This window comes from Streptomyces sp. N50 (genome assembly GCF_033335955.1).
GTDB lineage: Bacteria > Actinomycetota > Actinomycetes > Streptomycetales > Streptomycetaceae > Streptomyces.
In genome coordinates, this window is record NZ_CP137549.1 from 9,309,115 (window position 1) to 9,335,004 (window position 25,890).

The 25,890-nt window shown below is 70.2% G+C and carries 24 protein-coding genes; 15 read left to right on the forward strand and 9 right to left on the reverse strand.

Annotated features, from left to right (window positions below; all coding sequences use genetic code 11):
* Positions 1–200: 200 nt before the first annotated feature.
* Entirely contained in the window at positions 201–1,055 is an 855-nt protein-coding gene (locus tag R2B38_RS41305) for a chitosanase (protein ID WP_318020922.1), read from the reverse strand.
* Positions 1,056–1,357: 302 nt separating this feature from the next.
* Here R2B38_RS41305 and R2B38_RS41310 point away from each other — a divergent pair, with 302 nt between their 5' ends.
* The 8 genes from R2B38_RS41310 to R2B38_RS41345 all read left to right on the forward strand — a co-directional run bounded on the left by R2B38_RS41310 (position 1,358) and on the right by R2B38_RS41345 (position 10,947).
* Positions 1,358–1,780 carry an organic hydroperoxide resistance protein gene (locus tag R2B38_RS41310; RefSeq protein ID WP_318020923.1) on the forward strand — a complete coding sequence of 141 codons (423 nt, stop codon included), beginning with the start codon at positions 1,358–1,360 and terminating at the stop codon, positions 1,778–1,780.
* 229 nt (positions 1,781–2,009) lie between these two features.
* Positions 2,010–3,047, forward strand: coding sequence for a LacI family DNA-binding transcriptional regulator (locus R2B38_RS41315; RefSeq protein WP_318020924.1), 1,038 nt, complete (start codon positions 2,010–2,012; stop codon positions 3,045–3,047).
* A 176-nt stretch (positions 3,048–3,223) separates the two neighbouring features.
* Positions 3,224–4,600: an ABC transporter substrate-binding protein gene (locus tag R2B38_RS41320; RefSeq protein ID WP_318020925.1), complete on the forward strand. Its 1,377-nt coding sequence runs from the start codon at positions 3,224–3,226 to the stop codon at positions 4,598–4,600.
* Positions 4,601–4,602: 2 nt separating this feature from the next.
* Positions 4,603–5,499 (forward strand): sugar ABC transporter permease, encoded by an 897-nt coding sequence (locus R2B38_RS41325; protein ID WP_318020926.1) that lies wholly within the window; start codon positions 4,603–4,605, stop codon positions 5,497–5,499.
* Positions 5,496–6,431, forward strand: coding sequence for a carbohydrate ABC transporter permease (locus R2B38_RS41330; protein WP_318020927.1), 936 nt, complete (start codon positions 5,496–5,498; stop codon positions 6,429–6,431). Before R2B38_RS41325 ends, R2B38_RS41330 begins: the two co-directional genes overlap by 4 nt.
* Before the next feature lie 50 nt (positions 6,432–6,481).
* Positions 6,482–8,638, forward strand: coding sequence for a beta-galactosidase (locus R2B38_RS41335; protein WP_318020928.1), 2,157 nt, complete (start codon positions 6,482–6,484; stop codon positions 8,636–8,638).
* Between the two features lie 56 nt (positions 8,639–8,694).
* Complete coding sequence (locus R2B38_RS41340) at positions 8,695–10,449, forward strand: RICIN domain-containing protein (protein ID WP_318021921.1); 1,755 nt, start codon at positions 8,695–8,697, stop codon at positions 10,447–10,449.
* 63 nt (positions 10,450–10,512) lie between these two features.
* A complete protein-coding gene (locus tag R2B38_RS41345) occupies positions 10,513–10,947 on the forward strand; it encodes an NUDIX domain-containing protein (RefSeq protein WP_318020929.1) in 435 nt (144 codons plus the stop codon).
* Between the two features lie 14 nt (positions 10,948–10,961).
* On the opposite strand, the gene R2B38_RS41350 is transcribed toward R2B38_RS41345, so the two are convergent.
* Positions 10,962–11,552, reverse strand: a complete 591-nt coding sequence (locus R2B38_RS41350; protein WP_318020930.1) for an ester cyclase — start codon at positions 11,550–11,552, stop codon at positions 10,962–10,964.
* Positions 11,553–11,601: 49 nt separating this feature from the next.
* On the reverse strand, positions 11,602–12,666 hold the full coding sequence (locus R2B38_RS41355; RefSeq protein ID WP_318020931.1) for a medium chain dehydrogenase/reductase family protein: 1,065 nt from the start codon (positions 12,664–12,666) through the stop codon (positions 11,602–11,604).
* Between the two features lie 151 nt (positions 12,667–12,817).
* On the opposite strand from R2B38_RS41355, the gene R2B38_RS41360 reads away from it, so the two are divergent.
* The 3 genes from R2B38_RS41360 to R2B38_RS41370 all read left to right on the forward strand — a co-directional run bounded on the left by R2B38_RS41360 (position 12,818) and on the right by R2B38_RS41370 (position 15,564).
* Positions 12,818–13,465, forward strand: coding sequence for a TetR/AcrR family transcriptional regulator (locus R2B38_RS41360; protein ID WP_318020932.1), 648 nt, complete (start codon positions 12,818–12,820; stop codon positions 13,463–13,465).
* Positions 13,466–13,614: 149 nt separating this feature from the next.
* Positions 13,615–14,121, forward strand: a complete 507-nt coding sequence (locus tag R2B38_RS41365; RefSeq protein ID WP_318020933.1) for a hypothetical protein — start codon at positions 13,615–13,617, stop codon at positions 14,119–14,121.
* 306 nt (positions 14,122–14,427) lie between these two features.
* Positions 14,428–15,564 carry a DNA gyrase subunit B gene (locus R2B38_RS41370; RefSeq protein WP_318020934.1) on the forward strand — a complete coding sequence of 379 codons (1,137 nt, stop codon included), beginning with the start codon at positions 14,428–14,430 and terminating at the stop codon, positions 15,562–15,564.
* Positions 15,565–15,629: 65 nt separating this feature from the next.
* On the opposite strand, the gene R2B38_RS41375 is transcribed toward R2B38_RS41370, so the two are convergent.
* Both R2B38_RS41375 and R2B38_RS41380 read right to left on the reverse strand, forming a co-directional pair.
* Positions 15,630–16,244 carry a phosphotransferase gene (locus R2B38_RS41375; protein ID WP_318021922.1) on the reverse strand — a complete coding sequence of 205 codons (615 nt, stop codon included), beginning with the start codon at positions 16,242–16,244 and terminating at the stop codon, positions 15,630–15,632.
* 42 nt (positions 16,245–16,286) lie between these two features.
* Positions 16,287–17,540: a PQQ-binding-like beta-propeller repeat protein gene (locus R2B38_RS41380; RefSeq protein WP_318020935.1), complete on the reverse strand. Its 1,254-nt coding sequence runs from the start codon at positions 17,538–17,540 to the stop codon at positions 16,287–16,289.
* Between the two features lie 226 nt (positions 17,541–17,766).
* Between R2B38_RS41380 and R2B38_RS41385 the strand changes: the two genes are divergently transcribed.
* Positions 17,767–19,824 carry a GH92 family glycosyl hydrolase gene (locus R2B38_RS41385; RefSeq protein WP_318020936.1) on the forward strand — a complete coding sequence of 686 codons (2,058 nt, stop codon included), beginning with the start codon at positions 17,767–17,769 and terminating at the stop codon, positions 19,822–19,824.
* Here R2B38_RS41385 and R2B38_RS41390 read toward each other — a convergent pair.
* Positions 19,813–20,295 carry a helix-turn-helix domain-containing protein gene (locus tag R2B38_RS41390; RefSeq protein WP_318020937.1) on the reverse strand — a complete coding sequence of 161 codons (483 nt, stop codon included), beginning with the start codon at positions 20,293–20,295 and terminating at the stop codon, positions 19,813–19,815. The genes R2B38_RS41385 and R2B38_RS41390 overlap by 12 nt on opposite strands.
* Before the next feature lie 92 nt (positions 20,296–20,387).
* On the opposite strand from R2B38_RS41390, the gene R2B38_RS41395 reads away from it, so the two are divergent.
* The 3 genes from R2B38_RS41395 to R2B38_RS41405 all read left to right on the forward strand — a co-directional run bounded on the left by R2B38_RS41395 (position 20,388) and on the right by R2B38_RS41405 (position 23,320).
* Positions 20,388–20,882, forward strand: a complete 495-nt coding sequence (locus R2B38_RS41395) for a PaaI family thioesterase (RefSeq protein WP_033280541.1) — start codon at positions 20,388–20,390, stop codon at positions 20,880–20,882.
* Between the two features lie 187 nt (positions 20,883–21,069).
* Positions 21,070–21,873, forward strand: coding sequence for a helix-turn-helix transcriptional regulator (locus R2B38_RS41400; protein ID WP_318020938.1), 804 nt, complete (start codon positions 21,070–21,072; stop codon positions 21,871–21,873).
* Between the two features lie 220 nt (positions 21,874–22,093).
* Positions 22,094–23,320 (forward strand): cysteine desulfurase-like protein, encoded by a 1,227-nt coding sequence (locus R2B38_RS41405; RefSeq protein ID WP_318020939.1) that lies wholly within the window; start codon positions 22,094–22,096, stop codon positions 23,318–23,320.
* Positions 23,321–23,390: 70 nt separating this feature from the next.
* Here the strand turns inward: R2B38_RS41405 and R2B38_RS41410 are convergent, their stop codons facing one another.
* The 3 genes from R2B38_RS41410 to R2B38_RS41420 all read right to left on the reverse strand — a co-directional run bounded on the left by R2B38_RS41410 (position 23,391) and on the right by R2B38_RS41420 (position 25,794).
* On the reverse strand, positions 23,391–24,260 hold the full coding sequence (locus R2B38_RS41410; RefSeq protein ID WP_318020940.1) for an oxidoreductase: 870 nt from the start codon (positions 24,258–24,260) through the stop codon (positions 23,391–23,393).
* Positions 24,247–25,152, reverse strand: a complete 906-nt coding sequence (locus R2B38_RS41415; protein ID WP_318020941.1) for a helix-turn-helix transcriptional regulator — start codon at positions 25,150–25,152, stop codon at positions 24,247–24,249. The genes R2B38_RS41410 and R2B38_RS41415 overlap by 14 nt, the downstream gene beginning before the upstream one ends.
* A gap of 69 nt (positions 25,153–25,221) precedes the next feature.
* The gene (locus R2B38_RS41420; protein WP_033280544.1) at positions 25,222–25,794 is read right to left on the reverse strand and encodes an O-methyltransferase; all 573 of its coding nucleotides are present in this window, start codon (positions 25,792–25,794) and stop codon (positions 25,222–25,224) included.
* Positions 25,795–25,890 lie beyond the last annotated feature (96 nt).

Genomic DNA, 25,890 nt, shown 5'->3' on the forward strand with positions numbered 1-25,890 from the left:
CACGGACCACGCTAGGAAGGGCCCGCGCGGGTGTCCAAGTCCTGTGTCGCACAGGGCGATACGCGGCAGGCATGACCTCAGGTGGGTGGGCCGAGGTGGGCGCTTCGGCGGGGAAAAGGCAGCGGCGCCAGGATCCGTACCCCCAGATCCTGGCGCCGCACTGTCCGCCGAGTCGCCTCCCAACCAGGCGGCAGGTCAGGTCAGTTGATGGTGTAGCTGTCCCCGTAGACCTTCCAGTTCAGCGGTGTGTTGAGGTCGAAGTTGCCGTTGCGGAGGAAGACGCGCTGCTCGGTGTCGACACGGGTGGTGTCGCTGTGGGCCTCCTCCTGCTTCATGGCCCACACGCGGGCGTCGAGGAACGCGTTGAGGTACGTCGTCTCGTTGCCGCCCTGGGCCGGCGGCTTGGCCGAACGCAGGGCGCGGGCGCGGATGTTGCGGAAGCTGGTGGGGTCGTCGCCGTCGCCGTGCATGACGATGGCGTCGTAGTACGTGAACTGGCCCAGCACCCGCAGCCCGTCGGTCTTGCCCTGGCTGACGGCGGGGTTGAAGTACACGCGGTCGCGTTCGTCGTTCTGCGCCTGCTGGAACACGGTGTCCTGGGCCGCCGTGCGCCAGTCCTTGGGGAAGTTCGGGTCGAGGCCGGAGTGCGAGTCGGTGCCGTTGACGTTGCGGAGCGCGGGGAGGTACTTGGCGAGGACGTTGCCGGGTTTGCGGGTGGCGTAGAGCTGGACGAGGTCGAGCATGTCGCCGGTGCCGGAGCAGAAGCCGATGATGCCGGCGGTGTAGCCGCGGCCGTCGCCTATGTCCTCGATGTACTTGTACTGCGCCTTCCAGTCGAGCGAGGAGTTCTCCGCGCTCGACACCAGCTTCATGGCGATCTCCTTCTTCGCCGGGTCGTCGAGGCCGATCGCCTTGGCGGCCGTGGGGGCTGCGGAGGCCTGCGGAGCGCGGAGCAGAGGTGCCGCCGCGAGCGATACGCCGATGAGTGTGAGGAGCGTCCGACGCGAGGGGCTCGTCGGCTCGGAGATCGCAGGGTCGTGGAACGGGTGGACCACGGGGACTCCAAAGGGTGGTGGGGGGTGGGGAGTTGGTCGTACCGCCGAACTGATAGGAAAGTTAACTATCAGAGGTTCGGCGCCGAAGGCACCCACCTGGAGCCAAGTTCGTAGTTATGAACGAGAGTCGCGTGTCTGTGCGAGGGTGATGCTTGACGGTTTGCCCTTGCTTGTCGCGTGTGGAGTATCGGTCACCGGGGCGCCGGGAAGCGTGCCCCTGGCAGGGGCAGGCTGTGCGCGGGCGGCGGCTCCAGACTCGGAACCACTCCACCACTCGTAGCACCGACGAAGAGAGAACCACCATGCCCACGCTGTACACCACCGAGGCCCTGTCGACCGGCGACGGCCGCAACGGCGAAGTCCGTTCCGTCGACGGCGTGTTGGACGAACTCCTCGCCGTCCCGAAGGAGATGGGCGGCCCCGGCGGCGACCGGACCAACCCCGAGCAGCTCTTCGCCGCCGGATACGCCGCCTGCTTCCACAACGGACTGCGCCTCATCGCGGGTGAGCAGGGCGTCCAGGTGGGCGCCTCCACCGTCCGGTCGGAGGTCAGCCTGCTCACCCGGGACGCCGGCGGCTTCACCCTCGCCGTGTCGCTCACCGCGCATCTGCCCGGCTTGGAACGGTCCACCGCCGAGCAGCTGGTGAAGGCCACGCATGAGGTGTGCCCGTACTCCAACGCCACCCGCGGCAACATCGAGGTGACCCTCAACACCACGGTGTAGTACGGGACTTCAGGCCCCGCGCTCGGTGAGAGCGCGGGGCCTTCCGGCTGTCCGCCGCGCCCGAACGGGGCGGACCCCGTGCCCTGCCCGGAACTCCCGTATGTCGCGGATGTTGCGCGAAGTCTTGACGCGTCCCGCCTCGTTGCGTAGATATGACTGCGCAGTCATGACAGCGCAGTCATAGACCGGAGTCGGGCTAGGATGCGGCTGCCGGAGATCGGGAGACACCATGACACCAGTGGCAGGACGTGGGGCGGGAGCCGCGCCGCGCAGCGTGGACGTGGCACGCCTCGCGGGTGTGTCGCAGAAGACGGTGTCCCGGGTCATGAACGACGAGCCGTACGTCTCCGAGGACGTGCGCCGTCGTGTCCTCGCGGCGGCCGGGGAACTCGGCTACCGCTCCAACAACGCCGCCCGCGCGCTCGCCTCCGGACGTACCCGGTCCATCGGCGTCGTGACGCTCGGCACCGCGCTGTACGGTCCCGCCTCGCTGCTCATGGGCGTCGAACGGGCCGTACGGGACACCGGTTACGCGCTCCGTGTCGTCAACACGATGGAGGGCGAGGCGGCGGGTATCGCCGGAGCCGTGGACTCGCTCCTGGATCAGGGCGTGGACGGCATCGTCATCTCGGAGCCGATCGACGAGGAGGGCGGGGCGGAGCTGTCCGCCCGGGTCGATGTGCCGGTGCTTGTCCTCGGGGCGCCGCCGCCGTTCGCCGCGCCGCATGTCGTGACCGGTGGGATCGTTTCGGGCCAGATGGCGCGGGCGGCCACCGAACACCTGCTGGAACTGGGCCACACCACGGTCCATCACCTGGCCGGTCCTCAGCGCTGGTACTCGGCGCGGGATCGTCTCGACGGGTGGCGTGCCGCGCTCGCCGCGCACGGGCGGGTGGAGCCTCCGGTTGTCGAGGGGGACTGGTCTGCCGCGTCCGGCTACGCGGCCGGGCGTGAACTCGGCGTCGACTCCACCGTTACCGCGGTGTTCGCCGCCAATGACGACATGGCGATCGGGCTGATTCGGGCGCTTTCGGAGGCGGGGCGGCGGGTTCCGGAGGACGTCAGTGTGGTCGGGTTCGACGACACGCCGGTCGCCGCGTATGTGACTCCGCCGTTGACGACGGTGCGGCAGCCGTTCGACGCGATGGCGCAGGGTGGTCTGAAGTTGCTGGTGCATGCCATTGAGAACCCTGGGTCGGATCCGTTGCCGATGATCGATCCGCCGGTTGAGCTTGTTGTTCGGGCGTCTACGGCGGCGCCGCGCTAGTCGCTCTTGGGTCCGCAGTCTCTTGTCTGCGGGCCGGTGGGGGCTGGTCGCGCCCACGCGGCGGAGCCGCATATCGATACAGTCCCGCGCCCCTGAAGGGGCGCTCACCTCACGCAAGTTTCAGCACGCCGTCGGTCGGTGTGCCGGTCACCCATAGCCTCTCTCGGGAGTTCATCATGTCCGGAGCTTTCTTCAACTCGCCCTCGTCCCTTAGTCGTCGGGGTTTTCTCGTCGGCGCCGGTGCGCTGTCGTTGGCCGCCTGTGGCGGGGGTGGTGGCGGTACGAGTGGCTCGGCCGGCAAGCCGGTCGGTCAGGCCGACATCGACAAGGCGATGAAGACGCCGACCCAACTGACGTTCTGGACCTGGGTTCCGAACATCGACAAGGAGGTCGCGCTCTTCGAGAAGAAGTACCCGGCCGTCAAGGTCAAGGTCGTCAACGCCGGTCAGGGCACGCCCCAGTACACCAAGCTGCGGACCGCGCTGAAGGCGAACAGCGGTGCTCCGGACATGGTGCAGATCGAGTTCCAGGCGATCCCGACGTTCACCATCACCGACAGCCTGCTCGACCTCCGTCCCTACGGCGCCTCCGCGCTCAAGTCGACTTTCGTGGACTGGACTTGGGGGCAGGTCAGCGGCAGCGGTGGGGAGATCTGGGCGATCCCGCAGGACACCGGCCCCATGGGCATGCTGTACCGCAAGGACATCTTCGACCAGCACGGCATCCAAGTGCCCACCACCTGGGACGAGTTCGCCGCCGCCGCGCGCAAGTTGCACAAGGCGGACCCGGACGTCTATCTCACCAACCTCGCGGCCAACCAAGTCGCCGCCTGGCACGGCCTGTTGTGGCAGGCGGGCGGCAAGCCGTACGTCACCTCCGGCAAGAGCGACATCACCGTCAGCGTCGACGACGCGGTCTCCAAGAAGCTCGGCGAGTACTGGGGCACCCTTGCCAAGGACGGGGTGATCGGCGTGGAGCCGGACTTCACCGACGCCTGGTACGCGGCCCTGAACAAGGGCAAGTACGCGACCTGGTTGACGGGTGCCTGGGGGCCGGCCTTCCTCTCCGGTTCGGCGAAGGCCACCTCCGGGAAGTGGCGTGCGGCCCCGCTCCCGCAGTGGGACGCGGCCAAGCCCAGCTCGGGCAACTGGGGCGGCTCCACCACCGCGGTCATCCGCTCCACCAAGAACCCCATCCAGGCAGCGGTGTTCGCCCAGTTCCTCAACAGCGACCCCACCAGCGCCAAGATGTTCGCCACCGAGCAGTTCTTCTTCCCGGCGACCAAACCCCTTCTGTCCGAGGCGAGTTTCCTCGCCGACGCGCCGGCCTTCTACGGCGGCCAGAAGGTCAACCAGGTCTTCGCGGACATCAGCGCCCAGGTCGACCCGGCCTTCCAGTGGCCGCCGTTCCTCGACCGGGTGGCCACGGACTGGACCGAGACCGTCGGCAAGTCCCTCGCCGACAAGACCGACACCGTCCGCGCACTCGGCTCCTGGCAGTCGCGCATCACGACCTTCGCCAAGAGCCAGGGCTTCACGGTCAAGGGAGGCTGACGATGGCCACCACCACTACGGCCGTGGCGCGCAGGCGGCACGGCACAGCAGGCGCCCTGTTCATCGCCCCGTTCATGGTGCTGTTCCTGCTGCTCTTCCTCGCCCCGCTCGGCTACGCCGCCTACCTGAGCCTCTTCCAGGAGAAGCTCATCGGCGGCTCGACGTTCGTCGGCCTCGACAACTACGTCACCGCCCTCAAGGACCCCCAACTCCTCAAGGGCATAGGCCGAGTCGCCCTGTTCTTCGTCATCCAGGTCCCGGTGATGCTGTTGCTCGCCCTGTGCTTCGCCCTCGCTCTGGACAGCGGCCTGCTGCGGCTCGCCCGGGTGATCCGCCTCGGCATCTTCGTCCCGTACGCCGTCCCGAGCGTGATCGCCACCCTGATGTGGGGCTACCTCTACGGCCCCGACTTCGGCCCCTTCGCCCAGATCAGCCACGACCTCCACCTGCCGGCCCCGCACTTCCTCACCGACGGCTGGATGCTCGGCAGCCTCGCGAACATCGTCACCTGGGAGTTCGTCGGCTACAACATGATCATCCTGTACGCCGCGCTGCGCACCATCCCCGCCGAGCTGTACGAGGCCGCCGCCATGGACGGCGCCGGCGCCTGGCGGATCGCCTGGTCCATCAAACTCCCGGCGCTGCGCCCGGCGTTGACCCTCACCGTCCTGTTCTCGGTGATCGGCAGCTTCCAGCTCTTCAACGAACCGAAGCTGCTCATGAGCGTCGCCCCGGACGTCATCGACAGCTCCTACACCGCCAACCTCTACGCCTACTCCGTCGCGTTCATCAGCCAGCAGACCAACTACGCGGCCACGGTGTCCTTCATCCTCGGGCTGGTCATCGTGATCGTGTCGTACGCCTTCCTGCTCACCGCGAACCGCAGGAGGACCGCATGACCACCGTGACGCCCACTGCCTCAACCACCCCGGCGGCGATGCGAGTTGACGCCGAGCACCGCGTGCCGCGCCGGTCGCCGACCCGCCGTCGCAGCACCCCGCTCACCATCGCGATGCTGGCCGTCCTGGCGTACTTCCTGCTGCCCCTGTTCTGGCTGCTGATCGCCTCGACCAAGAGCACCCAGGACCTGTTCAACAGCTTCGGCCTGTGGTTCTCGCACGCGCCGCAGTTGCTGTCGAACGTCAAGGCCACCTTCACCCAGGACGACGGAGTGTTCGGCCGCTGGCTGCTCAACACCGTCCTCTACGCCGGGGCCAGCGCGCTCGGCGCCGCACTGCTCGCGGCGGCGGCCGGCTACGGCTTCGCCAAGTACCGCTTCCGGGGTCACGGCGCCGCGTTCAATCTGGTCCTCGGCGCCATCATGATCCCGACCACCGCGCTCGCGATCCCCACCTACCTGCTCTTCGCCAAGGCGGGCCTGGTGAACACCCCTTGGGCCGTCATCCTGCCCTCCCTCATCAGCCCGTTCGGCCTCTACCTCATGCGGATCTACGCCGAGGACGCCGTCCCCGACAGCCTCATCGAGGCCGCCCGCATGGACGGCGCCGGAGAGTTCCGGATCTTCTGCACCATCGGGCTGAGGCTGCTCGCCCCCGGCCTGGTGACGGTCATCCTCTTCACGCTCGTCGCCACCTGGAACAACTACTTCCTGCCCCTGATCATGCTCAACGACCCGAACCTCTACCCCATCACGGTCGGCCTCTCCTCCTGGGCCGCTCAGGCGCAGAACGGCGGCGCCGGAGCCAGCAGCGACATGCTCGCCCTCGTCGTGACCGGCTCCCTGATCTCGATCATCCCGCTCGTCCTGGCCTTCCTGCTGCTCCAGCGGTACTGGCAGAGCGGCCTGGCGACCGGCGGCGTCAAGCAGTAACCCCCCACAGCAACACCCCCCAACACCCCCTTCGTTCCGGAGGTTTGTCCATGGCGGATCTGCCCGCCCGCGTTCTGTTCGGTGCCGCCTACTACCACGAGTACCACCCCGCGTACGGCCCGGACGTACGGCCCGACGAGCAGCTCAAGACCGACCTCGACCTCATGGCCCAGGCGCACTTCACCGTCATCCGGATCGGCGAGTCGGTCTGGTCGACCTGGGAGCCCGAGAACGGCCGCTTCCAACTCGACTGGCTGCGACCGGTGTTGGACGGCGCCCACGAACGCGGCATCTCCGTCATCCTCGGCACCCCCACCTACGCCGTACCGCCGTGGCTGGCCCGCCAGTACCCGGAGATCACCGGCGAGCGGCGCACCGGCGAGCGCATCGGCTGGGGCGCTCGGCAGGAAGTCGACTTCACCCACCCCGCGTTCCGCTTCCACGCCGAGCGGATCATCCGGAAGGTCGTCGCCCGGTACGCCGACCACCCGGCGGTCATCGGCTTCCAGGTCGACAACGAACCGGGCCTGGAGCTGTTCCACAACCACGGCGTCTTCCAGCGCTTCACCGACCACCTGCGCGAGAAGTACGGCGACGTCGAGACCCTCAACCGCGAGTGGGGCCTGGTCTATTGGTCCCACCGGCTGTCCACATGGGCCGACCTGTGGACCCCGGACGGCAACGTACAGCCCCAATACGACGTCGCCTGGCGGGAGTTCCAGGCCCGCCAGTGCACCGAGTTCATCGGCTGGCAGGCCGACATCGTCCGCGAGTACGCGCGCCCCGAGCACTTCGTCACGACCTGTATCTCCTACACCCGCCCGGCAGTCGAGGACGACGAGCTCACCGACCGCCTCGACATCGCCACGGGCAATCCGTACTACGACATGCAGGACGGCCTGCTCCTGCCCGACCCGACCCCGGACACCCACGAGCAGAAGTGGAAGACCACCGGCGTCTGGTCGCTCTACCAGACCGCCGACTGGATGTTCTCCTCCCGCCAGGAACCGTTCCTGGTCACCGAGACCAACGCCAACTCCATCGGCATGGCCTGGGACAACCGCCCCGCCTACGACGGCCAGTGGCGCCAGGCCGCCTGGGCCCTCGTCGGCCGCGGGGCCCGCATGATCGAGTACTGGCAGTGGCAGACCCTGCGCTTCGGCGCCGAGACCTACTGGGGCGGCGTCCTCCCGCACAGCGGCCGACCGGGTCGTACCTACGCCGAACTCGCCCGGCTGGGCGAGGAGTTCAAGGCGGTAGGACCGCTCGTCGCCGGTCTCGAACCGGACGCCGACATCACGATCGTCTACTCCACCCCCAGCAAGTGGCTGATGCAGAAGCACCCGCCCCTGGCGACCCCGGACGGCGAACCGGACCCCGCCGCCTACCACCGCATCCTGGACCCGTTCTACCGCGGTGCCTTCGACGCCGGGCGCCAGGTCCGTGTCATCCACGCGCGCCAACTCCACGACCCGCGCGGCGAACGCGAAGGCACGGCCCCCGAGGAGGCCGTCCGCCGCCACCCCGTGCTCGTGGTTCCCGCCCTGTACCTGGCCGACGACACCACGCTCGACTGGTTCGCCGCCTACGCGCAGGCCGGCGGCCACCTGGTCCTCGGCCCCCGCACCGGCTACGCCGACCACGAGGCACGCGCCCGGCACGAACCGGCCCCCGCCCGCCTCACCGACGCGGCGGGTGTGTCGTACGACGAGTTCAGCAACCTCGCGCAGGCCGTGCCCGTGCGACCCGTGCCCGGCAGCCCGCTCGCGCTGCCGGAGACCGCGACGGCGACGCACTGGGCCGACGGCCTGACCGTCGCCGACGCCGAGGTCCTCGCGACGTACGAGCACCCGCACTTCGGGCGTTGGCCCGCCGTGACCACCCGCCGTCACGGGGAGGGGCAGGTCACGTACGTCGGCACCGTGCCCGGCCGTGATCTCGCCCGCGCGCTGGCCGAGTGGCTGGCACCGGTCGCCGGGAGCGGGTGGGGCGATCTGCCCGCGTCCGTCACGGCGACGACCGGGACCTCGCCCGACGGCCGTCGCGTGCACGTCGTCCACAACTGGAGCTGGGAGCCCGCCCGTTCGGCGGTCCCGGTCGATCTCGCCGACGCCCTGGACGGCACGGCCTTCCCCGCGGGCGCGGAGCTGGAGCTGGGCCCGTGGGACGTACGCGTACTCGTTTCCCCGATCGACGCGAAGGAGTAGCTGTGCGAAGAAGCAGAGCGGTGAAGGCGCTGGGTACGTTCGTCGGGGCCGCGGCGATGCTGGCGGTGCCCATGGCCACCGGTGCGCAGGCGTACAACCCGACGGGCGGAATCCTCTATCAACTCGGCAGCGAGCCGTGCTTGAAGGGGCGGGGCAACTGCGCCGTCTACCCGAAGTCGGCCCAGCTGCCCGGCGGGCGGCTGGTCGCGTCGTTCGAGAAGTCCACAGTCGTGTCGGGTACGGGCAGTGCCGACGGGCAGACGCTCCCGGTCTACAAGAGCGACGACCACGGGACGAGCTGGCAGCCGCTGTCGGAGGTCAAGGCGCCCGCGTATCTCTCCAAGGACCCCAAGTACGCGAAGTACACGAGCAATTGGACCAACCCCTACCTCTACACGCTTCCGCAGAACGTCGGAAAGCTGAAGCGGGGCACGCTGCTCCTGGCGAGTGTCGTGTCGGGGGACGACGCGTACTACAAGGAGCACAAGGCGGCCGACCCCAACTGGACGCCCTCCAACGACGGTGACCGCAGCGACCTCGCCATCGCGCTGTACTCCAGCACCGACGGCGGCGCGTCCTGGAAGGTCGTCAACGTGATCGCGACCGGCGGCTGGCAGGGCGGCAGCGCGGGCGCGATCGGACAGAACGTCGCCACGGCCAACACGCACCAGCAGGTCGACCCCGTCTGGGAGCCGTACTTGATGGTCTACAAGGGCCAACTCGTCTGCTACTACTCCGACGAGAACGACTACACCGGTTTCGACGCGACGACCGGCGTCCCGACACTCGACCCCGCCAACGACACCGCCCCGGACTCACACGGACAGATCCTCGCCCACCGCACCTGGAACGGCCGCGGCGCCCAGTGGAGCGGACCCGTCGTCGACGTCGCGGGACTGACCCAGAGCATGGGCGACGGCAAGACCGAGATCGGCGGCGGGCGGCCGGGCATGACGAACGTCGTGCGGACCACGGACGGCAAGTGGCTGCTCACGTACGAGTACTGGGGCGGCGGAGCCAACACCCGGTACCTGCTTGCCGACAACCCCCTTGCTTTCTACCGGAGTTCGGCGACCGGCGGTGCCGTCACCTCGCTGCCGGTCGACACCGGCTCCCGTCCGCTCGCGACGGGCGGCAGTCCGGTCGTCATCAGGCTGCCCGGGGGAGGCCTGGTCTACAACGCGGCCGGCAGCGGCAACGTCTGGGTCAACAAGAGCGGTCGTAGCGACGGGGTTTGGAAGGAGTACCAGACGACGTCGCGGGCCGGATACAGCCGCGACCTCCAGTTCGTCGACGGCACCGGACGGATCGCGATCCTCAACAACCAGGGCACCTCGACGATCGCCTACGCCGAGGTCGACCTCGGCCGGTCGAAGGGCGCCTACTACCGGTTGGTGAACCGGAAGACCGGTCAGGTGATCGGCACCGGCGGGAAGTCGAACGACGCGAACATCGGCAACGGGGACGTCCCCGATGTCGTCCTGGAGGCCCGAGGTTCCGCTGCGGACCGGGACACCCAGTACTGGCACGCGGTGACCGAACCCAACGGCGGGGTAACGCTGTTGAACAAGGCGGGCGGCCGGGCGGCGGCGATCTGGACCGGCAACGCGACGGTCGGCCAGCGGATCGGACAGTGGGTCGACAACAGTGCCACCGGCAGCTGGAACCTGGTGAAGACCGGGGACGGGTTCTATCGCTTGCAGTCGGTCAAGAACACGAGCCTGTACCTGACCGGTGCGTCCGACGGGGCGCCGCTGACCCTGCAGAACACGGCGGCGGACGGTTCGCAGGAGTGGAAGCTCGTGCGGTAGGGCGGTGGACGGGTCGGCCGGCTTCCGGGGTGAACTGCCGGTCGGCCCAGTACCGTTGGGGACATGATGGTTCGTCACAAGGCGCGGGTCGTGCTGCTCGACGACGGTCATCTGGTGTTCCTGAAGCGGGGCTGGCCCGGCGGCGACCCGTACTGCACGACCGTCGGGGGGAGTGTCGAGCCCGAGGACGCGGACCTCGAAGCGGCCCTGCGCCGCGAGGCGTTGGAGGAGATCGGGGCCACGATCGGTCCCGCCACCGAGTTCCTGACCCTGACCGAACCGCGTGGCACGAGCACCGTCGTCCAGCACTACTTCCTCGCCGATCTGGTGGACATGGACCTGGACCTCCGCCATGGCCCCGAACTCGACGACCCCGACACGGGCCTCTTCGAACCGGTCCGGGTCGCGTTGAACCGTTCGGCCGTGGCGGCGCTCAACCTCCAGCCCGCCGAGTTGGCCGACTTCGTGCTCGCGCATGTCGAGACCTGGGGCGCCTGACACCCGCATGGTGGTCACAACACCTTGAGCTGGGTGAGGAGTTGCAGGGTGTCGGTGTTGACCCAGTACTCCACGAACCTGCCGTCCCGCATCCGGAGTGTGTCGGTGCCGGTGAACGTGACCACGGTCCCGGGCTCGGCCTTGGCGCCGGGGAAACCGCCGGCGTAGGTGCCGGTGGCGGTCCACCGTATGGACGCGTAACGACCGTCGACCAGTGGGGTGACCTGCTCGGTGAAGCGAAGGTCCGGGAACGCGGCGCGGGTCTGCTTGATCCACGCGACCAGCCCGTCGGCGCCCCGGATCGAGCTGCCGTCACCGCCGTCGAGGAGTGCGGCGTGGACGCGGAAGGCGGGGGAGATGATGCCTGGCGCCCGGTCGTAGGCGCCGTTCCAGAGGAGGAGCCAGTCGTCGAGCATCGCCTTCGGCCGCTGTGCGCCCTCGTGGTGGCTCTGGACGGTCGTGATCGCCGTCGTCGAGGGGGACTTGGGTGACGCGTCCGATGCGGTGGCGGTCATGGCGGTACAGGCCAGGGCGGCGAGCGCCGCCGGGACGAGGAGCCGGGCGCGGGGACGGCGGGTGGTGCGGGCGGGCGGGACGGTGGTCATGGCAGGTCCTTCCGATCGGGGTGGGGGAGAGAGGGGAGGGCGGGGCGCGTCACGGCGTCAGGACGACCTTGCCGGTGACCGTGCCGGATTCGGCCAGGCGCAGGGCGTCCGAGACGCGGGCGAGCGGGAGTCGGGCGGCGATCTGCGCGTTGACCTCACCGCGCTGGAGGGCCGCGAAGACCTGGGTGAGGTCGGCGCTGAGCTGGGCGCGGAACTTGTTCTTGCTCAGGGCGCGGCCGGCCCAGACGTTGAAGAAGTAGGCGTGACGGCCGTTCGGCAGCGCGTTCCACGTCCAGACCCGGCCCAGGATCTTGAGCACGGGCAGCTGCTTGGAGCCCTCGTCGTCGCGGGTGGAGGCGCTGCCGTAGGAGACGAGCGTGCCGCCGGGGGCGAGGAGGTGCCAGGACCGGACGACGCTGGGGCCGCCGACGTGGTCGAAGACGGCGTCCACACCGCGCGAGGAGAGCTCGCGGACGCGGGCCGCGAGGTCCGGGGTGCGGTAGTCGATGGGCTCGACACCCTGCTCGCGGAGCGCGTCGTGGTGGCGCGGGGATGCGGTGCCGATCACGTGCACCCCTGCTGCGTGGGCGAGTTGGACCAGGACGGTGCCGACCCCGCCGTTCGCACCGTGCACCAGGATCGTCTGGCCGGCGCGGACCCGGGCCTTGCGGTGGAGCATCTGCCAGGCGGTGATGCCGTTCACGACCACCGTCTCCGCCTCGGCCGCGCCGATCCCCTCGGGCACCGGCACCACGTCGGCCGCGTCGACCAGCACATGGCTGGCCCAGCCGCCGACCTTGACCAGTGCGGCCACCCGGGTGCCGGCCAGGCCCGGCTCAACGCCCGCGCCGGTGCTCTGGACGGTGCCGACCAGGTCGTAGCCGGGGACGAAGGGGAACGGGGGCTGGTCGTAGTACTTGCCGCGGCGCATCTGCTGCTCGGCGAAGGAGACCCCGGTCGCCTCCATCCGGATCACGACCTGGCCGGGCCCCGCGACGGGAACGGCCCCGTGCCTGACCTCCAGGCCCTCCGGCTCCACCTTGCCCGGCAGGACGACCTCGACGAGTGCGTCGGTGGTGTTGTCCACGTGGTTCGTGTTGTCCGTGCTGTTCATGGTGACCTCCACTGCGATCCGCTGTGAGCTAGGTGCTTTCGTGTTCGTTATAAGTTGTAACTCACGCGAGAAGGGGTCGTCAATAGCAATCGTGATAGCTTCTAACTGAAGCGTGAACATGTAGTCGAGTGGGAGTGGAAGGCGGCCGGTCATGGCGGAAACGGGCACGAAGACCCCGCGCGAGCGCTATCGCGACCAGGTGCGCGCGGAGGTCAAGGAACATGCGCGGGAACAGATCGCCACGGCGGGCGCCTCCGCGCTCTCCCTCAACGCGATCGCCAAGCGGATGGGCATGAGCGGCCCCGCCCTCTACCGCTACTTCGCCAGCCGCGACGACCTGATCACCGAACTCATCCGGGACGCCTACCGCAGCCTCGCCGACACCTTCCGCGCGGCCGCCGCCTCCGGCACCGACCTGCCCGGCCTGGCCCACGCCCTGCGCGACTGGGCCCACGCCGACCCGCAGCGCTACTTCCTCATCTACGGCACACCCGTCCCCGGCTACCACGCGCCCGACGACATCACCGGCATCGCGTCCGAGATCATGGCGGCCCTGCTGGACGCGAGCACGGAGCTGCCCGCGGACGGTCCCACGACCCCGTTCGAGGTCGACCTGCAGGCCCATCGGCACTGGGCGGGCGACCACCCCGCCCCACCCGCGGCCCTCCACCGCGCCCTGACCTTCTGGACCCGCCTGCACGGCGTCCTGTCCCTGGAACTGGCGGGCCACTTCACGGGCATGGGGTTCGACCCGGCGAAGTTCTTCGACTCGGAACTGGCCGCGCTGTCGGCGCCGTAGGGCCGGCGAGGCGCGGCGGGCGTGATTCCCGTACGCTTCCGCGTCTTCGGTTGGCCTGGCGCCGCTGGGGTATTTCCGTCGTGCGACGGTGAGGGCGGGCCGAAGGCGGCCCGATGCCCGTTCCGGTTGGCGGGGGCGCGATGTCGAGGATGAGCCAGGAGACACGTGACGCGGCGGTGCGTGCCGCCGGGAAGGCCGGGCTCGGTGAGCTGAAGGCCGTCTACGACCGCTCCCGGTTCGGCGCGTGGGTCCTCGCGGTGTCCGGCTGCGTATTCGTGGCCTTCCTGTTGCCCGTCGTCGTGATCGACACCGTTGACGACGGCGTGTCCGGCAAGACGTACGCGGGGGTCGTCAGCTGCCTGGGGGTGATCGTCGGAATGTCGCTCGCCGCCCGCGTCGTGTCGCGGAACTCCGAGGGCGGCATCGTCCACTTCGAGGGCGGCATGGTCGAGACCTACGGCGCTGGCAGCGAAACGGTCTGGGCCTGGCGCGCCGTCACCGAGGTCCGACGCCTGTCCAGGAACCCGATCATTCCCACGACGTACGCCATCACCGCCGGGGGACGCCAACTCACGGTCGGCCGCGACGAGTTCTTCCGCTGCCGACCACTGTTGAAGGACATGGCCAAGCTGACGGCCCCGGCACCGAGCGACTGAGCATCGTTCCAGTCGCACCCACGGCTTCGTCCACCACATCCGACCCGCCTCCCCGACTGGCCTGCCACACACCGGAATTGAGGCCCCCAGGGGCGCCCGGAACGGGGCCTTACGCGGCTTCGGCAGGCCCTCGGACACGCTCCGGGTGCGGCGCGCGACGGCTGCGCCGCCCGCTTCCCGGCACGTCGTCACCGGCCCGTCTGCGGCCTTGGCGTAGTGGCTCTGACCTGGTGTTTTCCTCGATTCCGCCTACGCTGGGGTGATCAACCGAACGCCATGGGAGGGGTCTTCGTGGGTGCGGAAGGCATGGAGTACGACGTTTCTCACATCAAGGTGCTGGAGGGCTGGGAAGCCGTGCGGAAGCGGCCCGGGATGTACGTCGGCTCGACCGGTGAACGCGGGCTGTACAACCTCGTGTTGGGCGTCGTCGACCGGGCCGTGGTCGAGGTCCTGGCGGGCCGCGCCGGCTGCGTCGACGTGACGCTCACGGCGGACGGCGGTGTGCGGGTCGCCGACGACGGGGCGGGAGGTGGTGGGCCCCATGGCCCGGACCTCGAAGCGGAGTTGACCAGTTTCCAACTCTCTTCCGGCCCCATCGGCCGGCGCACCGCGGTGGTTGCCCCCTTCGGTGTGGGGCTCGTCGTTTCCAACGTCCTGTCGAGTCGGCTGACGGCCGAGGTGCGGGGCGAGGGGACCCGATGGGCCAAGGAGTACGCGCGCGGTGTCGAGGTCGAACAGGCCGACGCCGAGGGGCCGTTGACCGGGAAGGGGACGACCATCTCCTTCTGGCCCGACACCGAGATCTTCGAGACGACATGGCTCTCCTTCCCCGTGCTGGCGGAGCGGTTCCGTGAACTGGCCTTCCTCAACCGGGGCTTGGCCGTCTCGCTGACCGACGAACGCCCGGCGAACGGGGTTCGGAGGGTGCTGTACCAATTCCCGGACGGAGTACGGGACTTCGTGGCCGCCCTCGACGCGGAAGCGGGGGCGTGCCCCCATGCGGACGTCTTCGGCTTCGAGCGGGAGGACACGAGGATGGCGGGGACGATGGAGGTGGCCCTGCTGTGGGGGTACTCCCACAGCGCGCGGACACGCGGTTTCGCCAACAGCCTGGCCACTCACGAGGGCGGCACGCATCTGGACGGCTTCCGCGAGGGAGTGGTGGACGCGGTCACCGCGTTCGCACGGGAACGGGAGCTGCCGGGCGCGTCCGCCCTCGATGCCCGCGCCGACCGTATCGTCGAGGGGCTCACCGCGGTCGTGTCGGTGAAGCTGGACCAACCCGAATACCTCGGCGCCACCCGCACGTTGCTGGGTAACACCGACGTGCGGGTGTGCGTGGCGGAGGCCGTCCGGGAACACCTCGGCACCTGGTTCGAGGAGCGGCCGGAGCGGGCCGCGCGCGTCGTCGCCGGGATCGTACGAGACATCGGCCAGGACTGACACCCGCGGGCGGTCCGTCCGGAACAACTCGGCTGCCGGTGCGGGAGACCAGTCCCCGCACCGGCTCAACTCACCGCCTCCAACAGGGCGATGACGTAGGCGTCCGGCCGTTCCTCCACAGCCCGCGTCGTCAGCTCGGCCCGCCCCGCCTCCCGCCACGGCCGAGCCACCGGCCCCACACCGGACCCGAACGCCAGCGCGTCCAGCAGCCGCCAGTACAACCGCTCACCCGCGGCCGCGGCCAGAACCCCGCCGGACTCCTCGTACGCCTCGGCGAACCGCAGACCCCAGGCCGGGCGGTGCGGCAGCGCGAGGTTGGTGGAGCAGTGCGCCACATCCAGGTCCGCCGGTCCCCAGGAGGTCTGCACCCAGTCGACGACGCCGCTGATACGCAGGCCTGCCCCGTTGCGGGACGGCTCGTCGGACAACACGTTGCCGGGGTGGAAGTCCCGGTGCAGGAACCGTCCCTCGTACCGGGGCGCGGGCTTGCGGATGGCGTCGGTCGCCGCGGCCCAGGCCACCGCGTCGGCGCCGCGGGGAGGGACGACGGCGTCGGCCTCGCGGTGCAGCATGTCCTCGGCGTGCTCCACGAAGTACGGGTCGACGAAGGTCCGCACCACCAGGTGCCGGGTACCTCCGTCCCGCGTACCGATGGTCAGCCGCCGCATCTCGGCGGTGATGCCGCACCACGCATGTCACTGGGCCACCCCTTCGTCCGGTTCCTAGGGCAGCGGCAACGACCGCAGGATGTGGTGGACCATCGTTTCGATGACGACGTAGTCCGGGTCGCCTCCCGGCAGGACGAACGCAGGGTACGCGCTGCCCACGGTCTCCGGGTAGGCCGGTGACATGCGGGGTGCGGCAGCACCTTTCGCGTGCGGTCCGGCATGCAGGTCGATGCTGATCATGTGTCCACGGACGGCGCGGTCGTTGCGGGGGGTGAAGGTCAGGAACCGCCCGCCGACCAGGCCGGCCTGGTCCGTGGTCGTGGAGTAACTCCACAGCTTCTTCGGGTGGTTGAGGTCGTAGGCGTTCCAGTCCCCGACGCTGGAATCCTCCGGACTGACCTCGAAGAGCATCAGCACACCGTCGGCCGAGATCAGAGCGCGTTCGGGTTTCTCGTCGGTGGCCTTGGCGGTAGCGAGTGGTCGGAGGTCGCCCGGGTCGAGCCGCCGGAGGGGCGGAAAGGTGTCCTCGGCCGTGTACGCGCTTCCCGAGCAGACGAGGTAGCCGCCGCCGGCGATGAGGTGCGGGCACTTGGTGCCCGAGGTGGTGGTCGCGAGCGCGTCGCCGGTACGGGCGTCGCGCGCCGTGACCTTCGAGGAATCGGTCGTGTAGACGCGCCCGCCGAACGCGGCCGGGCTCTCGGAGCGCTTGGCGTCCACCGTCCTGTGCCACAGCGTCTTGCCGTCGGACTCCCGGTAGGCGCCGAGCGCAACGCTCGGCTCGCGGTCGAAACTGCTCCACGCGTCGAGGGCGTAGACGATTCCCTCCGCCGTGACGAACTGGGTGTACACGCGGTCGACGGGCAGCGGGTGGGACCAGGCCGCCTTGCCGGTGCGGAGGTTCGCGGCGCGCAGGGTGCGGCCGCCGCTGGTCACCGCGCGTTCGGCGGCCTTGTCCACGACGAGTCCGAGGTTCTTGCCGGAGGTGGTGGTGGGCACGGTCCAGGTGATCCCGCCGTCGGTCCGGGACCGCCCGACGAAACCGTCCGCGCCGGTGGCGCACACGACCTGGTGGGCCGTGGCACCGCAGACCTGTACCCCCTCCGAGCCGGAGAGGTCCTTGGTCCAGGCACGCCACGGGCCCTGGCCGCCGCCGGAGCTCTGCGTCGCGGCGGAGGCCGACGCGGAGGCGGGCGGGGACGCGGTCGTCGTCTCCGCGGACCGCGCGTCCCCGGAGCCCGAACAGCCGGTCGCCATCACCCCGAACAGGACCGCGCCCATCACCCCGTGCGTCATCCGAACCCGTCGCATCAGCCACCCCCGTCGTGTGAGGCGCCCATGTTTCCAGACGCCGCGTCGCACGTACCACGTCAGCGCACGCCCTGTCGGCGACCGCGACGGACGGCGGAGTGATGACCCGACCGGCTGGTCCTCGGACCCGGACGGTGTGGCGGCACGGCGGGTGGGGCCGGGTTGGGGACACTCGCGGTCCGGCGCCGCGCGGGCGGCGGATCCCCTGTCTGGCTGGAGAAACGTGGTGCGACTTCCCCTGCTTCGGGCCGCTCTGGCGGCCTCGGTGCTCGTGGCGTCCGGAGCGGCCGCCGCGCCGGTCCGGGCCGACGGGACGTCCCGGCCCCGGGCCGTCGACGATCTCGCGCGGTACGTCAACCCCTTCGTCGGCACCGCCCCCGGCGGCCCCGACTTCGGCCACGGCGGTGGCGCGGGCAACACCTTCCCGGGCGCCTCGGCCCCGCTCGGCGGGATGCAGTGGAGCCCCGACACGGTGACGTACCAGCACGGCGGCTACTCCTACGGCGACAACCGCATCCGCGGCTTCAGCCTCGCGCACATCTCCGGAGCGGGCTGCGCGGCCTACGGCAACGTCCCCTTCATGCCCACGCAGGAGACCGCACCGCCGGCGTACGCCACGTTCTCGCACACCAACGAGCAGGCGGCGCCCGGCAGTTACCACGTCACCTTCGACAACGGCATCGGCACCGACCTCACCACCACCCAGCGCTCGGGCATCGCCCGCTTCACCTACCCGGCGAACGACAACCGGCCCGCCGCCGTGAGCATCGAGGCGGCCAAGGCGTTCACCGCGGCCACCGGATCCGTCGACATCGGGACCAACACGCTCTCCGGGTACAGCGACAGCGGCGCCTTCTGCAAGTCCAAGAACCGCTACCGGCTCTACTTCCACGCCACCTTCGACCAGCCCTTCGACCAGGCCACCCACCCCGACGGCAAGGCGGGCTCGGCCATGGTCACCTTCGCCCCCGGCGTGCGCACGGTGACCGCCCGGGTCGGCGTCTCCTTCGTCGACGTCGAGGGCGCCCGCCGCAACGCGCTCAACGAGCAGAAGGCGCAGTCGTACGACACGATCCGGCAGGCCGTGCGCGACGACTGGAACGGGTGGCTCAACCGCGTCACCGTCGGCGGCGGCACGGACGCACAGCGCCGGGTCTTCTACACCGCGCTCTACCACGCCCTCCTGCACCCCAGCGTCTTCAGCGACACCGACGGCCGCTACACCGGCATGGACGGCGCCGTCCACCGCACCCAGGCCGGGCACGTCCAGTACGCGAACTTCTCCGGCTGGGACGTCTACCGCTGCCAGGTCCAGCTGCTGGCGCTACTCGCCCCGCGAGAGGCCTCCGACATCGCGCAGTCCGTCCTCAACCAGGGCCTGCAGGCAGGGTACTTCGACCGCTGGACCCTCGCGAACGGCGGCAGCGGCGTCATGGTCGGCGACCCGCTGCCCGCCATCGCGTCCGCGATCCACGCCTTCGGCGGCACCGACTTCGACGCGACCACCCTGCTGCGTACGGCCCTTGCGGACCGCCAGGACAACCGCCAGCGCCCCGGACACGAGCAGTACGACTCTTTCGGCTACGTTCCCGCCGGCACCAAGGGCGTCTGGGGCTCGGTCTCCACCACCCTCGAGTACGCCGTCGCCGACTACGCGCTCGCCCAACTCGCGCACCGGCTGGGTGACTTGACGTCGTACGACACCCTGCTGCGAGCCTCCGGGAACTGGCGCAACCTCTTCAACCCCGCCACCGGCTACATCCAGCCCCGCAACGCCGACGGCACCTGGCCGGCCTTCACCCCGGCCCAGAAGACGGAGTACGTGGAGGGCAACGCGGCGCAGTACACGTGGATGGTGCCGCAGGACCTGCCAGGGCTGTTCGCCGCGATGGGCGGGGACGCCGCCGTCACCGGACGCCTCGACACCTTCTTCAGCAACCTCAACGCGGGCGCCGACCAGCCCTACGCCTACCTCGGCAACGAGCCCTCGTTCGGGACTCCTTGGGCCTACGCCTCCGTCGGCCACGCCGACCGCGCCGGGGCCGTCACCCACCGCGCGCTGTCCACGCTGTTCACCGACGCCCCCGGCGGACTCGTCGGCAACGACGACCTCGGTGCCATGTCGTCCTGGGCGGTGTGGGCGAGCCTCGGCCTGTACCCGGAGGTCCCCGGCACCGCCCAACTCGCCCGCTCGGAGCCCCTGTTCAGCACCGCCACCGTCCACCGGGGCGACGGCACCTCGCTCACGGTCGGCGCCGGGGCGCGCGGGCACTCACTTCGATAGCGGAGTCCGTACGGGACGGGCCGCGGGTCCGGGCGCGGCCGTCACCTCGGTCGGCTTGAGCGCGCCGTGCGGCCCGTCGCACTCCACCACCACCCGCACCGGCGCGCCGCACTCGGTGTGCCGTACGTCGAGAACCGGCCCCTCGGGGTCCGCGGCGTACGTCTCGCCCCACTGCCGCAGCGCCATCAGCACCGGCCAGAGATCGCGGCCCTTGGTCGTCAGCCGGTACTCGTGCCGGGTCCGGCTCCCCGCCTGCTGGTAGGGCACCGTCGTCAGGATGCCGGCCGCCACCAGCTTGCGGAGCCGGTCGGCGAGCACCGCGTCAGAGAGCCCGATATGACGCCGGAAGTCGTCGAAGCGCCGGACCCTGATGAACGCGTCCCGCAGGATCAGCAGGGTCCACTTCTCGCCGACGAGATCGAGCGTGCTCTGGACCGGGCAGTTCTCCGTGCTCACGTCGAGCCATTCCATGCGGCCAGCGTAGCCACCTGGCTCTGTCATTGACAGTCAGCTGCGGGCACATCTAGCTTCTTTTCAGGAAGCCAGCTGGGAGGTAGCGCCGTATGGGACGGTCACGCACGTACGAGTGGGAGGACCCGGGGGTCTCGGCAGCCGCCGTAGGACAGTCCACGGGGCTGGAATTCCTGCGGGAACTGATCGGCGGGCGGCTGCCCGCGCCGCCCATCGGGGCCACCCTGAACTTCACGCTCGACGAGGTGGAGCACGGGCGCGCGGTGTTCTCGCTGATACCGGGGGAGGAGCACTACAACCCCATCGGCAGCGTGCACGGCGGGGTCTACGCCACGCTGCTCGACTCCGCGGCCGGGTGCGCGGTGCAGTCCACGTTGCCGCAGGGCATGGGGTACACGTCGCTCGACCTGACCGTGAAGTTCCTGCGCCCGATCACGGCCGACACCGGGCGCGTCCGTGCCGTGGGGACCGTACTGAACGGCGGACGGCGTACCGCGCTCGCCCAGGCCGAACTGTTCGACGAGAAGGACCGGTTGCTCGCGCACGCCACGAGCAGCTGCCTGCTGTTCCCCGTCCCGGGTGCTTGACCCCGGAACGGCGGAAATCCGCCTGTCCCCCGCGCAGGCGGATCCGTACCGTCAACTCCCTTGATCCATACGGTCGCAGGCGCTGGCGGAATGTTGTGCAGTTTGCCGGGTGGCGGGACCGTGGTGGTATGGGGAGAAGTACGTACGTGCGGATGCGGACGTGACACACGCGGGATCGTGAGGGCGGATGACGGGCGGGCCTGCCGGGGCGTACGAACGCATGCTGGCGGTCGCGGTGGCGGCGCTGCACGAACGGGAACCCGATCGGCTGTGGCCGTTGGTGGCCGCGGCCCTGCCGGGGCTGTGCGGGGGCGAGGCGCTGATCTACAAACTCGGTGAGTGGACGGACCGGAGTGGCTCGATGGGTCTGTCGCCTGCCGCCGCGGCGTACCTCGGGCGGATCGACGACGACGCGATGGCGGTGCTGCGGCGGGGGTATCCCTTCGCGGATCACTACGCCGGTGCCGGTGCCGGTGCCGTCCGGCGGCCCGGGACCGCGCATCGGATGGCGGGGAAGGGGTGGGCGCGGAGCCGGACCGCGGGGACGATCAGCCGGTTGATGGACGCCGACCACGTCCTGGCGATACCCCTGCCTGGCACGGCTACCCCGGTCACTGGTTGCCTCGTGTACCGCGCGGGCGCGGACTTCACCGAGGACCATGTGCGGGCCGCCGAGGAGTTGCAGCCCCTGTTGGCCGGTGTGGAGCAGCAGCGGCAACTTCTTGAACGCTGGCGGGCGACGACGGCTTCGCCGGAGACGCGGGAGGAGATGCCGGCGGACTCTCGGCTCACGCCTCGGCAGGTCGCCGTTCTGCTGCTGCTCGCCGATGCGATGACGGCCTCGGCGATCGCTCGTCGGCTGGGGATCTCCGTGCGTACGGTGCACAAGCATGTGGAGGGGCTGTATCGGAAGCTGGGGACGCGGGATCGGGTGAGTACGGTGTTGCGGGCGCAGGAGATGGGGTTGCTGCCTCGGCGGGTGGGGCGTTGAGGGGGGGGATTTGGGTTGTCCAGTGGGTGCGGGGCGGTGGGGGCTGGTCGCGCAGTTCCCCGCGCCCCTGTAGGACCTGGCTTCGCCGGTCCTTGAGGGGTGTGCCTCAGCGTGTGCAGCCCGCCCCGCCCACTGCCCCGAACGCCCTCGATGTCAGATGATCGTTGTGGATACCCGGGGCCCCGAGGCCCGCTCATGGCATCGACAGGAGCTCACTTCCGTGGTTTACGACATCTCTGCTCTGCGAGCCCTGTTCCCTGCCCTGCGTGGTGGGCCCGCTCATTTCGACGGTCCCGGTGGTACGCAGACGCCGCGGCCGGTCATCGAGGCCATTACCGAGGCGTTGGCGAACCCGCTCTCGAACCGGGGCCAGGTGACGGCGGGGGAGCGGAACGCCGATGCCATCGTCACCGGGGCGCGTGAGGCCATGGCGGATCTCCTGGGGGCTCAGGCCTCGGGGGTCGTGTTCGGCCGTAGCGCCACGCAGCTCACCTACGACTTCTCCCGTACCCTCGCCGCGAGCTGGTCGCCCGGGGACGAGGTCGTCGTCACCCGTCTCGATCACGACGCCAACATCCGGCCCTGGATCCAGGCGGCCGAGCGGGTCGGCGCCACGGTGCGCTGGGCGGACTTCGATCCCGCGACCGGCGAGCTGACCCTGGACCACCTCCGCGCCGTCCTGTCCGACCGCACCCGGCTGGTCGCCGTCACCGCCGCCTCCAACCTGATCGGCACCCGGCCCGCGATCACCGAGATGGCTCGGCTGGCTCATGAGGTGGGGGCGCTGGTCCACGTCGACGGCGTCCACTACACCGCGCACGCCCTGGTCGACATCGGCGAACTCGGCGCGGACTTCTTCGTGTGCTCGCCCTACAAGTTCCTCGGCCCTCATCACGGCGTCCTCACCGCCCGGCCCGAACTGCTCGAAACCCTGCGGCCGGACAAGCTGCTGCCGTCCTCCGACGTGGTACCCGAGCGTTTCGAACTCGGCACCCTGCCCTACGAGTTGCTCGCCGGGACGAGGACCGCGGTCGATGTCCTCGCCGGGCTCGACACGGACGCCCGCGGCAGTCGTCGCGAGCGCCTGGCCGCGAGTCTCGCCGCGCTGCACCGGCACGAGGAGACCCTGCGTACGCGCATCGACCAGGGGCTCGCCGCCCTGGACGGGATCACCGTCCACTCGAAGGCCGCCGACCGGACGCCCACGGTGCTCCTGACCCTGGACGAAGCCTTCGGCGCCCAGGCCACGCAGGACGCGTCCCGCTTTCTGGCGGAACGGGACGTCTACGCGCCCGCAGGTTCCTTCTACGCCATCGAGGCCTCCCGTCGGCTCGGCCTCGGCGACTCCGGCGGGCTGCGGATCGGCCTCGCGCCCTACACCAGCGTCGAGGACGTCGAACGGCTCCTCGCCGGACTGGAACTGTTCCTGAAGCGAGCGCAGCAGTGAGACTCTGGTTCATGACGGTAGTGGGAGAGGGGTGCCTGTGAACTGCCCGGGTTCGCAGGGCAGTTGGCCGTCAGTCGGCTCCGGACGTCGAGTCCCGCCGCGGGAAGTCCGCGCCGACGGTGACCTCACGCCAGCTCTCGAAGGTGGTCCTGAGGGAGTCGAGTTTCGCCGTGGCGATGTCGTACGCGGCCCGGCCCAACAGGAGCCGTGACGGGGGCACTTCGGCCGTGACCGCGTCGATGACTGCCTGAGCCGCTCGGGCCGGGTCGCCGGGCTGGTTGCCGTAGGTGGCCAGGGTGCTGGTGCGGCGGGTGCCCGCGGTGGGGGCGTAGTCGTCGATGGCCGTGGCGGACTGGCGCATGGAAGGCCCCGACCAGTTGGTGCGGAACGCGGCGGGTTCGACGATCGTCACCTTGACGCCCAGCGGGGCGAGTTCGGCGGCCAGCGACTCGGAGAGGCCCTCCACGGCGAACTTGGAGGCGTGGTAGTAGCCGGTGGCGCCGAACCCGACCAGGCCGCCGAGCGAGGAGACGTTCACGATGTGACCGGACCGTCGGGCGCGCATGCCCGGCAGTACGGCCTTCGTGGTGTCGACCAGGCCGAACACGTTGGTGTCGAACAGGGCGCGTACCTCGGCGTCCTCGCCCTCCTCCACGGCGCCGAGATAGCCGTAGCCCGCGTTGTTGACCAGCACGTCGATCCGCCCGAAGACGGACTGCGCCCGTGCGACCGCCGCGCCGATCTGCCCGGGGTCGGTGACGTCCAGGGCCAGCGGCAGGGCGCGTTCACCGTGCCCCGCGACCACGTCGGCGACGGCGCGCGGGTCCCGGGCGGTGACCACCGCCCGCCAACCGCGCTCCAGTACCGCGCCGGCCAGTGCCCGGCCCAGGCCGGAGGAGCAGCCGGTGATGAACCAGACGGGGGAATCAGCGCACGCCATAGGGGAGTTGTCCGTTCTCTTCGACGGCGGTTCGAGGGGTTTGTCGGAAGTCATGTCTGAGGTCATGTCTGAGGTCCTGGGATTCGGTGGGGGAGAAGTCGCCGAGCAGGGCCAGCGACTGTGCTTCGGCGCTGCCCGGTGCGGCCCGGTACACGACGAGATGCTGGCCGGGGGCGCTGTTCACGGAGAAGGTCTCGAAGGTCAGCGTGAGATCGCCGGCCAGCGGGTGATGGAAGCGTTTGGCCGAGGCCGACTTGGCCCGTACCTCGTGGCGCGCCCACATCCGGGCGAAGTCCCGGTCGGCCATGGACAGTTCACCCACCAGAGCCCGCAACTCCCGGTCGTCCGGGCCGGGGTTGGACGCCCGCAGCGCGGCCACGCATCCCTGCGCGACCACGGCCCAGTCACGGTAGAAGTCCCGGGCGGCCGGGTTCAGGAACATCGCTCTGATCAGGCTCGTCTCGTCACCGAGCCACGAGAACAGCGCCTCGCCGAGGGAGTTGACGGCCAGCAGGTCGAGACGGCGGCCGTAGACGAGGGCCGGTGTGTCCGGCCAGGCGTCCAGCAGGGACACCAGCTGCGGGCCCGCGTACTCCCTGGTGGTCGGGGGTCCGCCGTACCGCGGTGGATCGACGAGGGCGCGCAGATAGGCGGTCTCCTCGTCCTTCAGCAGCAGGGCGGCCGCCAGGGCCCGCAGCACCTGGGAGGAGGGACGGTGCTCGCGTCCCTGTTCCAGCCGTACGTAGTAGTCGGTGCTCACTCCGGCCAGGACCGCGATCTCCTCACGGCGCAGACCGGGGGTACGGCGCACCCCCGCGGGCATGCCGTGGTCCTCGGGCCGCACCAGCGCGCGCCGGGCCCGCAGGAACTCGCTCAGCCGGTTCTTGTCCATGCCGACCACCGTAGGAGCGAAGCGCGGAGGGAGGGTGGCCCTGGTGCACCCACCTTGGCGGGGCGGGTCTCAGGGGCGGCGGGCGGCGATCACCGCCGAGGTGGACGGGGTGGTGAGTACCTCGGTCGCGTCGAGGGACGGGTGCGTGAGGTAGAACAGGCGCAGTTCGTCGACCTCGTCGCCGTGACGTGGTGGCCAGTGCGGTGACGGGGTGAAGTCGTCCAGGACGAGGAGGCCACCGGGGGCGAGGAGATCGACGACCCGCTCGGGGTCCTCGCGCTTTCCGCCGCCGTCGCAGAAGAAGACGTCGAAGGGGGCGTGCCGCTCCAGCAGACGCCAGTCCCCGGTGAGGACGCTGACGCGGTCGTCGTCCGCGAAGACACCGGCCGCCCGCCGGGCCAGCTCCTCGTCACGCTCCACGGTGACCAGACGGGCACCCGCGCCGAGCCCGCTGTGCAGCCAGGCGGCCCCCACGCCCGTGCCGGTGCCGCTCTCCGCGACGACGCCGTGCGGTTTCGAGGCGGCGGCCAGCTTGAGCAGCCTGCCGACCTCGGGGATACAGCTCCACGTGAAGCCCAGCTCGGAGGCGGCACGCTCCGCGGCCACCACACGGGACGGAACGGCCCGCTCTGCCATGAGCACGGACTCCCTTCAGTACGGACTCGCCTCGGCGCGCACGTGAAGCTATCCGCGGGCAGCCGCCGCCCGTCAAGTCCGGATGAGGGAAAAAAGACGTGC